The following is a 13,810-nucleotide window of genomic DNA, read 5'->3' on the forward strand; positions in this document are numbered from 1 at the left end:
CGGCGGGCGCTGCAAACCGCTGCGCCCGAAAAGCCGCCCGCCGAAGTGCGGCCGTTAAAACGCGAGGTGGGGCAAGCTGTGCGGCTGCAGCTTTAAGAGGGCCGCGATGTGCTCCAAGCCCTTGCGGAACCGGCCTTCCCCCTGAACCGCCCCCAAGGAAATGCGCAATCCGTCCGCTGAGCATATGCCCGGGGCGAGAAATGGCATGTCAGGCATAACGGCGATTTGCATCTGGCGCGCATATTGCGAAAAACCGGCAGCGCTCCACCCCTCAGGCAGCGGCAGCCAAAGATGCATTGCAGACGGATGCCCTGTCCAGGGGACCCCATGCAATACCCTGCAGGCGATGCGGTGGCGGCCTTTCAACGCGTTCTGCTGCCAGCCCGCAAGCTCCAGCGCCGTGCCGTCCAGCACCCAGCGGCTGGCCAGCGCCCGCATCAAAGGCATTGCGGTTCCTCCGAAACTCAGCAGGCGGCCTTTCAGGGACGGAAGCAAATGGGACGGCCCAGCCATGTATCCGGCGTGAAGCCCGGGCATCAGGCATGTGCTGAGGGCGGTCATATAAAGTGACCGCTCCGGCAGCAGTGCGGAGACTGGCGGCGGGCGATCCCCAGCCACGGGGCCAAGCGGGTCATGCTCTATGATGTACAGGTCATTCTCTTGCGCAATCCGGGCCAGCGCCTTGCGCCGGTCCTCGGGCATCATCACCGGAACCGGATTTGCCAGCGACGGAAGCAAACACAGGACTTTGGGGCAGGAGGTCCGGCAGGCTTCCGTCAAGGCGTCCGGCAGAATGCCATGCGGATCCGCCTCCAGGCCCAAATGCTTTAACCCCAGATAGGCGCATCCGGACACAAGCAGATTATCCGTGATGCTGTCAGACAAGACAGTATCGCCAGGGCGGGTCAGTGCCGAGAGCGCAACAGTGAATCCGTGACTGCCGCCATTCGTCAGAATAACCTGATCCGGAGCCGCTGCAAAACCGCAGGCTGCCAGCCACCGCGCGCCTGCGCTCTTGTCGGCATCGGTTCCAGCGATAGACTTGCAAACCTGCAGCGCCGAGGGATCCAGTTCTGCCGCCAGCTCTTGCAAGGACTGCTGGAACCGCCTGCAATGCTGCGGGCTGTGGACAGGGTGGCAGGTGGAGAAATCAAACCCTTCCTCGGGCCCGGGGTCTTGCGGGGCATCTTGCGGCGCGGGGCCGCAAACATAGCTGCCCCGGCCTATCTGCCCGTCAATCAGGTTCTGTTTGCGCAAGCTCTGATAGGCTTTGCTCACCGTGTGGACGCTCAGCCCAAGCCGGTCTGCCATTCCGCGATGCGGCGGCAGGCGGGCGCCGGCAGGCAGTTCTTCAGTCAGAATGGCCTGCTCAATGGCGGCGGCAAGGCTGGCGTGTAACGGCGTATGCAGCGTGTCGGGATCAGGATACCACATCGCCGCCCTTCCCTTTTGCCCTTATGGCCAAAGCAACCGCGCGGCAAGAACCCAGCCTCCGGCTCACGCCGCCTTCGGCCTTAGATCCCGGCCGGTTTCCGGAATGAGCGCCCTGTGCAAAACGGCGACCGCTGTTTCAGCTGATTTCCTTGGCACCGCAAATTGCACATCAACGTTGCGCGGCGTCTGATGCGCGGCAATCACCTCGACCCCAGCCTTGTCAAAGGCTGCAAGCCCGCGGCCAAGTGCCTGCACCCCGGACAGATCGCGCCCGATCGCCGAGACAATCGACAACGATCGCGCACTGACCTGGGCGGAAGGATAGACGCGCTCCAGGTCGCTCGTCACCCGGCGCACTGCTTTCAGAGACGCCTCAACATAGTGGATGATGGTATTGGCATTCGAGCTTTTGGAGATGATCCGGACGCTGTGCCGGCGCAGGGCCTCAAGCACGGCGGCATCATAGCCTTTGACACCGACCATATCCTGCTCGAACAGCTCCAGCGCGACAGCATCAAGGCTTGTCACGATTTCGACCGCAGGAACTTTGGCTGGCTGGCTGTCAATGAGGGTGCCGGGATCCGAAGGCTCAAAGGCATTGGTCACGCGCAGGGCCACATTCGACTGCCGCAGGATCTTGGCGGCATTCGGGTGGATGGCTTCCATCCCCATATTCGACAGCTGATCGGCCACATCATAGTTCGTGTGGCCCAGCTTGCGCACGGCTGCAGTGCCCACCAGCGCCGGATCGGCGGAAGACAGGTGGAATTCCTTATGGATGATCGCCTCTTTCGCCTTGGTAAAGGCGGCGATGCTGGAAAAGGTGACCTCGGAATAGCCGCGGTCATATTCACGCATCAAGCCTTCGCGGCACTGGGCATAGCCGGTGACGATGGGCAATTCCGAGGCCAGATCAAGATCGCGCAGCCCGTTGGCAATCCGCTCCTCCAGCGAGCATTCGCTTTCGTCCCGCCAGCCGCTGAGATCCACGAAACTGGCGTTTACGCCGGCGCGCTGCAGCATCAGTGAGGTGACAAAGGCAGAATGCGCCTCGCCCAGGCCGGACAGCAGCTCGCGCACCAGCATCATCTGGCTCGACAGCCGGAAATGGCCGTAGGAGCACAGGCGCTGCAGGTCGAACAGGCAGCTGCGGGCGCCTTCGATGCGGTCGCGCACGAAATCCTCTGCCCGGGCGCGGTCCGCCGGATTGTCCAGCACGCCGTTATGGGCTTCGGACATGGCGTCGGCAACGCGGGTCAGCGCATCAAGCCAGCCGTGGTCGTTGTCATCATTGGCAAACAGCGCGTAGACGCCGGGTTCGCCGCTCTTCTTGTGCTCCAGCAGCAGGTTGGTGATCCCGCCAAAGGCGGAGACCACAAAGATGCGGTGATAGAGCGAGGCACCGGTGCGGCCGCCGATGATGAGCGTATCGCGCAGTTCGCGGATACGGCTCATCGAGGTGCCGCCGATTTTCTCGACGGTATGGTCAGGGAAATTCAAAATGCTTCACCCGGCCTCAGCCGGGGCCTCTTCAGGTGGTTTCCAGCGCGTAGGAGCCGTCTTCGCGATGCACTTCGCTGCCGGTCACCGGCGGATTGAACACGCAAGCCATGACCAGGTCTTCCTCGGCCCGCAGGGTGTGGCGGTCATGCTGGTCCAGCGCATACATGACGCCGGGCCGGATCAGATGCGTCTCGCCAGTGGCCAGATCGGTGATCGAGCCCGAACCCTGCATGCAATAGACGCTCTCAAAGTGGTTCTTGTATTCGAACGTGTGTTCGGACCCGGCTTCAAGAAAGGTGATGTGGAAGGAGAACCCCATCCCGTCCTCGGCCAGCAGCATCCGGACCGAAGACCACTTTGCGTCTGATACAACGCGGTTGCGGTCGCTTTTGATAATGTCGTTGTAGTCGCGAACAATCATGTCTTACTCCGCTGCAAATTTGCTTGAATCGGTCACACCGCGGATGGCGCTGCGCAGGGTGTTCAGACCTTTCACAAAGGTCTCCTCAGGCGTGGTCAGCGGGGCCAGAACCTTGACCACCTGATCCTTATTGCCGGAGGTTTCGATGATCAGGCCGTTCTCGAATGCACGGGCGCAAATGCTGGCGGCCAATTCGCCAGCCCCGACATCAAGCCCCTGCATCATGCCGCGCCCTTTGAGCTTGGACCCGGGGATCAGCCCGGACATTTCCTCCAGCGCCGAGGTCAGCAGCTGCGCCTTGGCGGCGACGCTCCGCTGAAAGGCGGCGTCGGCCCAGAATTTGCGGATTGCCACGCTGGCCGTGATAAAGGCGTGGGTGTTGCCGCGGAAGGTGCCGTTGTGCTCTGCCGGGCCGAAGATATCGTGCTGCGGGCGGGCCAGCATCAGCGCCATCGGCAGGCCGAAACCCGATACCGATTTTGCCAGCGTCACGATGTCCGGTGTGATCCCCATCTCCTCAAAGGAGAAGAAGCCGCCGGTGCGGCCGCAGCCGGCCTGGATGTCGTCGATGATCAGCAGGGCGCCGTGCGCTTTGGCCAGGGCAGCGATGCGCTGCACCCATTCCGGGCTGGCAGCGTTCAGACCGCCTTCGCCCTGCACGGTTTCCAGCAGGATCGCCGCCGGAGCATCGACGCCGCTGGAGCCGTCGCTCAGCATCGTTTCAAGGTAGCTGGCGGTATCAGTGTCCGCGCCGAAGTAACCGTCATAGGGCACCCGGGTGACGCCGCTCAACGGAGTGCCGGCGCCGCCGCGGTGGTAGCTGTTGCCGGTGGCCGCCAGTGCGCCCATGGTGACGCCGTGAAACCCGTTGGTGAAAGCAATCACGTTGCTGCGGCCGGTCGCCTTGCGGGCCAGCTTCAGGGCCGCCTCAACCGCATTGGCGCCGGTGGGGCCGGTGAACATGACCTTGTGGTCCAGATTGCGCGGCCGCAGGATATGCTGGTCGAAGGCATCCAGAAAGTCGGCCTTGGCGCTGGTGTGGAAATCCAACCCGTGCGCCAGCCCGTCCGCGGAGATGTGGTCGAGCAGCGCCGCCTTCATGTCGGGGTCATTGTGACCGTAGTTCAGCGACGAGCAGCCGGCCAGAAAGTCGATATAGCTGCGGCCCTTGCTGTCAGTCAGTTCCGACCCCTTGGCCTGGGTGAAAACCGTGTCGAAGCTGCGGCAATAGCTGCGTGCCTCGGATTCGCGGCGTTTGAAAATAGAGATTTTGGCTGACGTATCAGTCGGCATAGTGTGTCCTTTTGGAAGTGTGCAGATCAGAACGGGCATGCGCCACATGGGATCGACCGGCCTCAAGCTGCCCAGCTGGGCGCCTCGGAGAAATCGATCGTGACCATGTGCTCGGTGCTCTGGCGATCGCGGAAATGCTGGCCCTGGGTAAAGTAGGGCTGACTGTTCAGCGGCGCGCTCCGGTTGGCTGCGAATTTGTGGAACAAAGCCCAGGAGGCCCTGTTTTCCTGCGTGATGGTTGTCTGCAGACGTTTGATATTCTGGCAGGCCTTGCGGCGCAGCAGGCCGCTCAGCATCAGCGAGCCAAGACCGGTCCCGCGGGCCTTTTCCGACACCGCCACCTGCCAGACAAACAGCGTTTCCGGATCTTCGGGCAGAACATAGGCGGACACCCAGCCGGCAATTTCGCCGCCGATCTCTGCCACAACACAGGTATCGCGGAAGTGGTCGCACTGGATCAGATTGCAATAGATTGAGTTCTCGTCGAGCGGCTTGCAGGCCCTTACCAGCTCCCAGATTTCGGGGCCGTCGTCTGCCTTGGGCTCACGCAGCGCGGGGGCTGCCTTCCGGAATAACTCTAATGCATGTCGCATCTGTCCTAGCGTCTCCATTATTGCTTTGGCAAGCTAAGTATATCGAGGCGGGAATTATTTCAAGCCTTCAGAGAATTCCTGCGTCAATGTGGCAATATTCCATCATTTCAACGTGCTTCAGCGCGGTATCGCAAGGCTTTATGCTTCGCTTGTCAAATTAAATTGCAATGCGTGTGCCTTGATTGTCCCGCTGCGCTCTGCCAGAACCGGGACATGGACCGCATTGACTCAAGCCTGATCGCCCTGCGCCGGATTCTGCGTGCGACCGACCTGTTCAGCCGGGAACTCGCGCAATCGGTCGAGCTGACAGCCGCGCAGTTCCGGGTGCTTCAGATCGTCGCCGCCAGCGCGCATTGCACCGCCAAGGCGATCGCGCAACAGATGCGGATCTCCCAGGCAACGGTAACCTCGCTGGTGGACAAGCTGGTGCGCAAGGAAATGGTGGTGCGGGAAAAGTCGCTGACTGACCGCCGCCAGACCAATATCCTTGTCACTGAAAAGGGGCGCCGGGCAATTGCCGATGCGCCCGACCCGCTGCAGCAGAGATTTGTGCGCAAGTTCTCAGCGATGGAGGACTGGGAGCAGGCGGCGCTGATTGCGGCGCTTGAGCGCGTGGCCTCCATGCTGGATGCAGAGGACATTGATGCGGCGCCGGTCCTGGATACCGGCGAGTCCCTCACTGCCTCCTGACCCTGTGATGACTGCACCTTCTTAAAGCCTGGCCCGCCTGATGTCCGATGGCGGGCCAGGTTCAGGGTTCCGCTGCAGCTGCAGCAGCAGGTGCAGCGGGAGGAGGCTATGTCCTGTTGCGGAAGATGAAGCCGATGAAGCTCAGCAGCAGCCGGGCGGCCAGGATCTGGGTGCTTTCAGCCGGATCATAGGCCGGGGCGGCCTCAACCAGGTCGATGCCCGCCACATCGCCGCGCTTCGCAGGCCCCTGCAGGATCTCCAGCACATCGTAAGACTGAAAGCCGCCGTGGCCATAGGCGCCGGCATGGCCGAAGCTGAACAGGTTGCGGCCGAACGGCGGGGCCGCCGCTCCAATGGCGACCTGCAGGGTGTATGAGGCATTGTGCAGCGAGGAGCACCGCCTTTATTGCCGCCGGGACCATCCTCTGCTCACGCTGCCGGTGCAGCAGATCAGCCCGCAGGATATCTCGCAATACCCGCTCTGCCAGCGCTCTTACGGCATGCCGGCTTCCCCCGGCCTCGGCGCCCCCCCCCCCCTGCCCTTCGCGGCTATCCGGCGGCATCGCCCCCGGTCTCTGCCATGTCCCGCTTCAGCAGGAACTGGTTCTTGAAGTTCTTCAGCCCCGGCATGACATCGGCATTGGCGATATCGTCGCTGGCGTGAATCTCCTGCTCCAGAAACCCTCTCAGCGCATCGCCGTCATCGCTGACCAGCTCGACAATCAGGTCATAACGGCCCGCCACCCACAGGATGAAGACCACCCGCGGATCCTTCTCCAGCCGCTCTGCGACCTGGCGCGGGGTCACGCCTGCCGCCACATTCAGCCCGATCATCGCATCCGTCGTGTATTCCGTGGCCACCGGATCTGACATCGCCACGATCCGCAGCATGTTGTTCTCCCGCAGGCCGCTGACCCGGTTGCGGATGGTGCCTTCGGAAACATCCAGCCGCTGCGCGATTTCGGAAAAGGCCATCCGCCCGTCAATCTGCAACAGCCGGATGATCTGCTGGTTCAGATCATCCCCCGGCGACCGGATGCTTTGACTGGCGCGCTTTGCGCGCGAAGAGGATTGCTGCTTATCTGCCATTTGCCTGCTGCCCGACTGCTGTATCCGCAGCCCAAATTAGGGCAGCACACCGGAATCCGCAAACAACCTGCCGGGTTTTCCGCAGAAACAGCAGCATAGACTGACCGTTTTCCATGCCACTGCCGGAAAAACCCGGTGCCGCCCCCCCGGGGCGCAGCGGAATCCCGCGCTGAACCCTGCTGATTTTGCGATTCTCACTCCCCGCAGCGCCGCCCGCATGCGAATTTCGCACCATTTGCCGTTTTCCGACAAGTTTTTTCCTGATTCTTATCGAAAAATTTCGACGCATAACGAATATCGCAAGAATCTATTGCCAATCGGTACGATTTTCGTAAGCATGGTCTCCAAGCCCACCGCGGCGGCGCAGACCCTGCAAACGGGCCGCCGCGGGCAGGGACGGATAGCATGCGCACAGACCGGAACGGCGGCGCGCATGCGGCAGTGTCGAAGGGAGGACGAATGACAATTGCCGAGGAAAGAACGCGGATATCCGCAGGGCCGCAGCACGGCCTGACCGCAGATACCTACCGCAGCGAGGACATCTGGCAGCAGGAATGCCGGACCGTCCTGGCCAAAAACTGGGTGTTGATCGGGTTCGCCCATCAGATCGCCAATCCCGGCGACGCCAGCCCGGTGACCTGCGCCGGCCTGCCGCTGCTGACGCTGCGTGCCCAGGACGGCAGCATCCAGGTGTTCCACAACGTCTGCCTGCACCGCTGCATGACGCTGGTCGACAAGCCCAGGAATGTCGGCAAGCTGATCCGCTGCCCCTATCACGCCTGGGCCTATGACCTGCAAGGCCGGTTGCGCGCCGCGCCGCATTTCGCCGGCACCGGCAAGCAGGAATTCGACGGTTTCGACCTCAAGGAACACCGCCTGGAACCGGTTCGCACCCATGTCTGGCACGACTGGATCTTCGTCAATCTGGACGGCAGCGCGGCGGAGTTCGAAGACTACGCCGCGCCGCTGGTCAACCGTCTGGAAGGGATGGATTTTGGCAGGGTGGAACCGATCGGCCTGCTCGATTTCGGCGAGATCGAGACCAACTGGAAACTGATCATGGAGAATTTCATCGAACCCTACCACGTCCAGTTCGTGCATGCTGCGACCACTGACCAGCCGCTGGAGGATCACTACACCATCACCGACGGCAACTGCATCGGCAGCGCCGTGGACCTGAAGCAGGAGACCGGCACCGCTGGCAGCCTGGGCGTCAGCTCGCGCTACCTGACGCTCTATCCCAACTTCATTCTGGGGCGTTATTTCCCGGATCAGCTGGGGGTTTACCTGAACGTGCCCACCGGCCCCGGCAGAATGCGCCAGTACCGCGCGCTTTATACCACCGAAGGCCAGCAACTGAGTGCTGACGAGATCGAAGGTCTCAGGCAGCTTTGGTGGGACGTTCACAAGGAAGACCACGAGATGGTCGAACGCATGTTCGAGGGCCGCAAATCCCCCGTTGCAGCCGGCGGCGGTCTGCTGTCGCCGGCCTGGGAAGACAGCGTCCGCGCCTTCCAGGATCTGATCGAGCGCGACCTGGCAAGCACTGACCAGAAGGAACAAACCCAATGAGCGAACCTGTTTCCAAGGGTTTCCGCCTGGCCCACACGATGATGCGGGTGATGGATATGGAGAAATCGCTGGAATTCTATTGCGGGATTCTAGGCATGGAGGTGCTGCGCCGCACCGACTACCCCGAAGGCAAATTCACCAATACCTTCATCGGCTACGGCCCGGAGGCGGCCTCCCCCACCCTGGAGCTGACCGCCAACTGGGATCAGACCGAGCCTTACGACAAAGGCAACGGCTGGGGCCATATCTGCATCGAAACCCCGGACGTCTATGCCGCCTGCGAGCAGCTGGCCGCGGCAGGTGTGAACATCACCCGCCCGCCGGGACCGATGAAGAACGGCACCCGCGTCATCGCCTTTTGCGAGGATCCGGACGGCTACAAGGTCGAACTGAACGAGAGCATCCTGAAACATCTTGCCAGCGAAGGGGCATAGCCCATGGGCGATCAACCGCAGCTTTTCAAATTCGATCTGGTCCAGGAGCGTTACGACGCCATGGGCGGCAGCGACACCTACATCAAGCCGATGGTCACCAGCGAGTTCAGCAAGTCGATGTGCGGCGGCATCAATGTGCTGAACAATATCAAGGTGCCCTGGGACCTCACCTGCGACGAGATCATTTACTGCCTGGAGGGCACCTTCCGGCTGGTCTGCGACGGCGAAAGCTACATCTGCAGCCGCGGCGACGTGCTGTTTGTGCCCAAGGACAACCGCATCTCCTACGAGGCGGACGGCAAATGCGTGATCTTCTACGCCGCCTATCCGCACAACTGGAAACAGCTGGCCGGGATCACCCAGGTTCCGGGCATCGACCCGTCGGATTTTGTCCCCGGCTAAGAGACGCCGCCACTGGGCACCCTGGCCTGAACGCAATGTAACGATTTACGGGGGACGGGGTGCCCGCCTGTTCCGCCAGGCAACTGCAGAAAACGAAACCAAACCAACGCTGCCCGGCCCCCGGCAGTGAACGGCACCCGATTGCCAGCCTATGGGAGAAACAACCATGCTGAAAGCCAATCCCGGAACCCGGATCTATTACGAAACCTTCCAGGACGCGGTGGAGCGCAACCGCCCCCGCATCCCCGAGGTGCGCGAACGTCTGGAGGCCGCAGGCGTCAAATACGTCATGGCCGCCTGGATCGACCTGCACGGCATCCCCAAGACCAAACCGGTGCCGATGAGCGACTTTGAACCGCTCTGCCTCGGCAAGGGGCCGCAGTTCGCGGTCCACTCGATTTCCTTTGTGCCCGAGCTCAGCCCCGCCGACAGCGACCAGGTGGTGGTGCCGGATCTGGACGCCGTCTATATCTGCCCCTGGGACAGCTCGATGGCGATCATCTTTTCCGACCTTTACTGGGAGGACGCGCCCTATAATGTCTGCCCGCGCCAGGCCTTGCGGCGCGCCATGTTCGAGGCCGCGCAGGAGGGCTATACCGGCTTTGCCGGGGTCGAGCCCGAGTTCATCGTGATGAAATACGATGAGGCCGGCCAGCCGGTGAAAGCCTTTGACGACGACCCGGCAGAGGGCCTGCGCCCGCGCCGCCAGGCGTTCGGCTATGACGTGGAATACTCCCTCGACTCGATGCCCTTCCTGAAAGACATGATCGACATCATCGAGGGCCTCGGCTGGAACCTGCACGACGTGGTGGCCGAGGGCGCCTATTCCCAGTTCGAGCTGGATTTCCACTATACCAACATGCTGGAAATGTCCGACCGGCTGGCGTTCCTGCGCATCACCCTCAAGGAGGTGGCCAAGAAACACGGCCTGTTCGTGACCTTCATGCCGAAGCCGACGGTGGGCGACTGGCGCTCCGGCGCGCATATCAACATGTCGATGCAGCATGACAGCCGCCCGGGCGAAAACATCTTTGAAACCCCTGACGGCAGCGACTGGTCCGACGAAAGCCGCTGGGCCGTGGGCGGGCTGATGCAGCACGCCGAGGCGATCACCGCGATCACCTGCCCCACCGTGAACTCCTACAACGGGCTGGTGCCGCGGGTGGGCGGCTTTGAAGGCGGCACCGTCACCTGGGCGCCGACCAACATCACCTACGGCTACAACAACCGCTCGGCCCAGTTCCGCCTGCCGCAAAGCCGCCACTGCATTGAAAACCGCGCCTGCGACATGACGATGAATGTCTATCTGGCGATGGCCATGCACCTCAGCTGCGCGGTGATGGGCATCAAAAACAGGATCGAGCCGGGCAAACCCACCGACTTTGACCTCTATTCCAAGTCTGAGGCGGAACTGGCCGAGCTTGGCATCCGCCGCCTGCCCCGCACCCTGTGGAGCGCAATCGAGGCGCTGCGCCAGGACGAAATGGCCGGGCATGTGATGGGCCCGGTGATGCGTAAATCCTTCCTCGAATACAAGAACGACGAATGGGAGCGATACCACCAGTCGGTCACCGACTGGGAAGTGCAGGAATACCTGCGCCTTTACTAAAGCCCTCACTGAACGCAGAAATCATGACCCAGGCCCTTCGGACAGGGCCGGCAACCCGGGCCACGGACACGCGCCCGGAACTGCGGATCTTCGGATATCCCGCCGTCCTGGCACCTCGCCCTCGGGGCGGCGGTCTGGGTCATCTTCTTCGCCTTCTGGCAGAGGACGCCTAGCCGTGCAGGCGGGCGATGTTTTCAAAGGATAACAAGATGCCGGACTACAAGATCTTGGACCTGGGGGATTTCCCGCTTCTGTCGGGTGCGGTGCTGAAAGACGCCAGGCTGGCCTATCAAACCTATGGCACGCTCTCGCCCGCGCGCGACAACGTCATTGTCCTGCCCACGTTCTACACCGGCACCAATACGCGGAACGAGGGCTTCTTCGGACCCGGCCGGGCCATCGATCCGGCGCGCCACTTTATCGTCAGCCCCAACCTGTTCGGCAACGGCCGCTCCTCCTCGCCGTCGAACACCCCTGCTCCGCAGGACGGCCCGCGCTTCCCGCTGGTGCAGATGCACGACAACATCGCTGCCCAGCACTGGCTGCTCCACGGCCATCTCGGCATAGACCGGATCGCCCTGGTCGCGGGCTGGTCGATGGCCGGTTGCCAGTCCTACCAATGGGCGGCGCAATATCCGGGCATGGTGCAGGCGATCCTGCCCTTCTGCGCCTCCGCCCGCACCTCGCCGCACAACTTCGTCTTCCTCGAAGGGGTCAAGGCCGCCCTCTGCGCCGACCAGACCTGGAACCGCGGCGATTACACCGCCCCGCCCGAAGCCGGGCTCAAGGCCTTTGGCCGGGTCTACGCCGGCTGGGCCTTCTCGCAGACCTTCTACCGCGAGGGCCTCTACCGCCAGCTTGGCTTCGACACTGTCGAAGACCTGCTGCAAGACTGGGAGCAGGACCATGTGCAAGGCTGGGACGCCAACAACCTTCTGGCCAAACTTGCGACCTGGCAAGCCGCCGATATTTCGGCAGGCCCGCGCTGCAACGGCGATTTCAAAGCGGCACTGAAATCCATCACCGCCCGCGCCATCCTGATGCCTTGCACCCAGGATCTCTACTTCCCGCCAGAGGACAACCGGACAGAAGCCCGCCATATGCCAAACGCAGCCGTCCGACCGTATGACTCGCCCTGGGGCCATTGCGCGGCAAATCCGGGCAATGATCCGGGTTTCGCCGCCCGGCTGGACGCCAATATCCGGGAATTGCTCGGGGATTAGCGCCGCGTGAGAAATTGCAGGGCCGTATTCGGAACCCGCGCGGGCAGCCGGGGCCAAAGCCGCAGCCGTATCGCCGCAGGCCGCCCTGCTGTCTGCCGCGGCACCGGGCCATGCGCGGCGCTGGCCCCGTTACAGCATTTCACTGATTTTGACCGCGCGCCCTGAGCCACCCCAGGAAAACGGCGCGGGGGTCTGTCTGATCTGTTCCGGCAAACCGGCGCGGGCCGCGCAGCCGGTCCCCTGCAGGCGGTCCAGCACAGGCGGCACAGCATTTGCACGCTGCCGCCTGTGCTGTTAAACGGCCCGAATCCCGTATGCCCTCAGGGAAATCGTTGCATTGTGACCTCGTTCACAGGAAAGTTCCCGCAATTGAGCTATAGGCCGCAAGTTCCCTGGCAGGCCGCCGCATCGGCTGGTTTGCGGGCGGATTGGGCAACCGGGCGTGAAGGCGCACGAAACAATAATGCGGGCAGGCGGCAAAACCGCCCGGAAGGAGTGACAGGAATGCGTTGGTGCAAAACCCTTGCTGTGGCGGGCGGTGTTGCCGCCCTTGCCGCGGCCGCCGCGGCCCAGGAGCCGCTGAAGCCCGTGAAACTGCTGCAGGCTTCATCGGACTCCCTGATGCTGGAGCGGCAGTTCTTCGGCAAGGTCGCGGCCAAACAGACCGTTGACCTGGCCTTCCAGGTCGGCGGGCAGATCCTGAAATTCCCGGTGACCGAAGGCGGTTCTGTTCCGCAGGGCGGGCTGATTGCCGAACTGGACCTGGAGCCGTTCGAGCTGCAGCTGGAACAGGCGCGGCTGCGCAAGGAACAGGCCGACCGCACCGTGGTACGGCTGGAAAAGCTGCGCGGCACCGTCAGCCAGGTTTCGATCGACGACGCCGAGACCGAGGCCGGCCTGGCCCGGGTCGCCCTGCGGGACGCCGAATATGCGCTTGGCCATGCAACCCTGAATGCGCCCTTTGATGCGCTGGTCTCCAGCCGCGAGGTGGAACAGTTCACCACCGTCAGCGCCGGCACCCCGATTGTGCGGCTGCACGACATGTCCGAACTGCACATCAAGGTGGATGTCCCCGAGGTTCTGTTCCAGCAGGCCGATCAAAGCGATGTGCTGACAATCGTTGCGAATTTTCCCGGCCGGGATACAGACTACCCGCTCGAAATCCTGGAATTCGACGCCGAGGCCAGCAGCGTCGGCCAGACCTACCGGGTGACCTTCCGCCTGCCCCCGCCCGAAGACCGCCAGATCCTGCCCGGCGCCTCGGCCACGGTGCATGTGCGCGTTGACACCGGCGATGCGGCGATCCGGGTGCCCGGCACCGCGCTGGTGGCCGCCCCCGATGGCAGCACCGGGGTGATGGTCTTTGCCCCCGCAGGCGCCGAAGACGGCACCGTCACCTGGACCCGCGTAAAGGCCGAGGCGACCCAGAACGGCGATTTCCGGATTGCCGAGGGCCTGGCGGGCGGCGAGGAAATCGTGCTGACCGGCGGCTCCGCGCTGAAAGACGGCCAGCAGGTCAGCCGCTTCACCGGTTTCGGCAACTGAGG

The 13,810-nt window shown here is 62.8% G+C and carries 13 protein-coding genes and 1 pseudogene; 7 read left to right on the forward strand and 7 right to left on the reverse strand.

The features are described 5' to 3' along the window. Nucleotides 1-54 precede the first annotated feature (54 nt). From ehuR to ectA, 5 genes are all read right to left on the reverse strand, one after another. Nucleotides 55-1,434, reverse strand: a complete 1,380-nt coding sequence (gene ehuR / locus METH_RS15795) for a MocR-like ectoine utilization transcription factor EhuR (protein ID WP_024091478.1) — start codon at nt 1,432-1,434, stop codon at nt 55-57. 63 nt (nt 1,435-1,497) lie between these two features. Further along, entirely contained in the window at nt 1,498-2,934 is a 1,437-nt protein-coding gene (locus tag METH_RS15800; protein WP_024091479.1) for an aspartate kinase, read from the reverse strand. Between the two features lie 31 nt (nt 2,935-2,965). After that, complete coding sequence (locus METH_RS15805) at nt 2,966-3,358, reverse strand: ectoine synthase (protein ID WP_024091480.1); 393 nt, start codon at nt 3,356-3,358, stop codon at nt 2,966-2,968. Nucleotides 3,359-3,361: 3 nt separating this feature from the next. Beyond that, the gene (ectB, locus tag METH_RS15810; RefSeq protein WP_024091481.1) at nt 3,362-4,651 is read right to left on the reverse strand and encodes a diaminobutyrate--2-oxoglutarate transaminase; all 1,290 of its coding nucleotides are present in this window, start codon (nt 4,649-4,651) and stop codon (nt 3,362-3,364) included. A gap of 62 nt (nt 4,652-4,713) precedes the next feature. Then, nucleotides 4,714-5,244 carry a diaminobutyrate acetyltransferase gene (ectA, locus tag METH_RS15815; protein ID WP_024091482.1) on the reverse strand — a complete coding sequence of 177 codons (531 nt, stop codon included), beginning with the start codon at nt 5,242-5,244 and terminating at the stop codon, nt 4,714-4,716. A 213-nt stretch (nt 5,245-5,457) separates the two neighbouring features. On the opposite strand from ectA, the gene METH_RS15820 reads away from it, so the two are divergent. After that, on the forward strand, nt 5,458-5,934 hold the full coding sequence (locus METH_RS15820; protein WP_024091483.1) for a MarR family winged helix-turn-helix transcriptional regulator: 477 nt from the start codon (nt 5,458-5,460) through the stop codon (nt 5,932-5,934). Between the two features lie 106 nt (nt 5,935-6,040). Here the strand turns inward: METH_RS15820 and METH_RS23260 are convergent. Together METH_RS23260 and METH_RS15825 are read right to left on the reverse strand one after the other, a co-directional pair. Further along, a pseudogene (locus METH_RS23260) lies at nt 6,041-6,235 on the reverse strand (arginase family protein); the annotation flags it as partial. A gap of 248 nt (nt 6,236-6,483) precedes the next feature. Further along, on the reverse strand, nt 6,484-7,023 hold the full coding sequence (locus tag METH_RS15825; protein ID WP_024091486.1) for an Lrp/AsnC family transcriptional regulator: 540 nt from the start codon (nt 7,021-7,023) through the stop codon (nt 6,484-6,486). Between the two features lie 459 nt (nt 7,024-7,482). Between METH_RS15825 and METH_RS15830 the strand changes: the two genes are divergently transcribed. The 6 genes from METH_RS15830 to METH_RS15855 all read left to right on the forward strand — a co-directional run bounded on the left by METH_RS15830 (nt 7,483) and on the right by METH_RS15855 (nt 13,808). Further along, complete coding sequence (locus tag METH_RS15830) at nt 7,483-8,595, forward strand: aromatic ring-hydroxylating oxygenase subunit alpha (RefSeq protein WP_024091488.1); 1,113 nt, start codon at nt 7,483-7,485, stop codon at nt 8,593-8,595. Beyond that, a complete protein-coding gene (gene gloA / locus METH_RS15835; RefSeq protein ID WP_024091489.1) occupies nt 8,592-9,029 on the forward strand; it encodes a lactoylglutathione lyase in 438 nt (145 codons plus the stop codon). Before METH_RS15830 ends, gloA begins: the two co-directional genes overlap by 4 nt. A 3-nt stretch (nt 9,030-9,032) precedes the next feature. Further along, nucleotides 9,033-9,431 (forward strand): cupin domain-containing protein, encoded by a 399-nt coding sequence (locus METH_RS15840; protein ID WP_024091490.1) that lies wholly within the window; start codon nt 9,033-9,035, stop codon nt 9,429-9,431. Between the two features lie 166 nt (nt 9,432-9,597). Beyond that, nucleotides 9,598-11,040, forward strand: coding sequence for a glutamine synthetase family protein (locus METH_RS15845; RefSeq protein WP_024091491.1), 1,443 nt, complete (start codon nt 9,598-9,600; stop codon nt 11,038-11,040). A gap of 209 nt (nt 11,041-11,249) precedes the next feature. Next, complete coding sequence (locus METH_RS15850) at nt 11,250-12,263, forward strand: alpha/beta fold hydrolase (RefSeq protein ID WP_024091492.1); 1,014 nt, start codon at nt 11,250-11,252, stop codon at nt 12,261-12,263. Nucleotides 12,264-12,767: 504 nt separating this feature from the next. Further along, a complete protein-coding gene (locus METH_RS15855; RefSeq protein ID WP_024091494.1) occupies nt 12,768-13,808 on the forward strand; it encodes an efflux RND transporter periplasmic adaptor subunit in 1,041 nt (346 codons plus the stop codon). Nucleotides 13,809-13,810: the final 2 nt, after the last annotated feature.

Origin of the sequence: Leisingera methylohalidivorans DSM 14336, assembly GCF_000511355.1 — a bacterium.
Classification (GTDB): Bacteria; Pseudomonadota; Alphaproteobacteria; order Rhodobacterales; family Rhodobacteraceae; genus Leisingera; species Leisingera methylohalidivorans.

Bases quoted from the DNA above. Each gene is read 5' to 3' on its own strand.
- ehuR (WP_024091478.1), bottom strand. From the start codon at position 1,434: ATGTGGTATCCTGATCCCGACACGCTGCATACGCCGTTACACGCCAGC.
- METH_RS15805 (WP_024091480.1), bottom strand. From the start codon at position 3,358: ATGATTGTTCGCGACTACAACGACATTATCAAAAGCGACCGCAACCGC.
- ectB (WP_024091481.1), bottom strand. From the start codon at position 4,651: ATGCCGACTGATACGTCAGCCAAAATCTCTATTTTCAAACGCCGCGAA.
- ectA (WP_024091482.1), bottom strand. From the start codon at position 5,244: ATGCGACATGCATTAGAGTTATTCCGGAAGGCAGCCCCCGCGCTGCGT.
- METH_RS15820 (WP_024091483.1), top strand. From the start codon at position 5,458: ATGGACCGCATTGACTCAAGCCTGATCGCCCTGCGCCGGATTCTGCGT.
- METH_RS15825 (WP_024091486.1), bottom strand. From the start codon at position 7,023: ATGGCAGATAAGCAGCAATCCTCTTCGCGCGCAAAGCGCGCCAGTCAA.
- METH_RS15830 (WP_024091488.1), top strand. From the start codon at position 7,483: ATGACAATTGCCGAGGAAAGAACGCGGATATCCGCAGGGCCGCAGCAC.
- gloA (WP_024091489.1), top strand. From the start codon at position 8,592: ATGAGCGAACCTGTTTCCAAGGGTTTCCGCCTGGCCCACACGATGATG.
- METH_RS15840 (WP_024091490.1), top strand. From the start codon at position 9,033: ATGGGCGATCAACCGCAGCTTTTCAAATTCGATCTGGTCCAGGAGCGT.
- METH_RS15845 (WP_024091491.1), top strand. From the start codon at position 9,598: ATGCTGAAAGCCAATCCCGGAACCCGGATCTATTACGAAACCTTCCAG.
- METH_RS15850 (WP_024091492.1), top strand. From the start codon at position 11,250: ATGCCGGACTACAAGATCTTGGACCTGGGGGATTTCCCGCTTCTGTCG.
- METH_RS15855 (WP_024091494.1), top strand. From the start codon at position 12,768: ATGCGTTGGTGCAAAACCCTTGCTGTGGCGGGCGGTGTTGCCGCCCTT.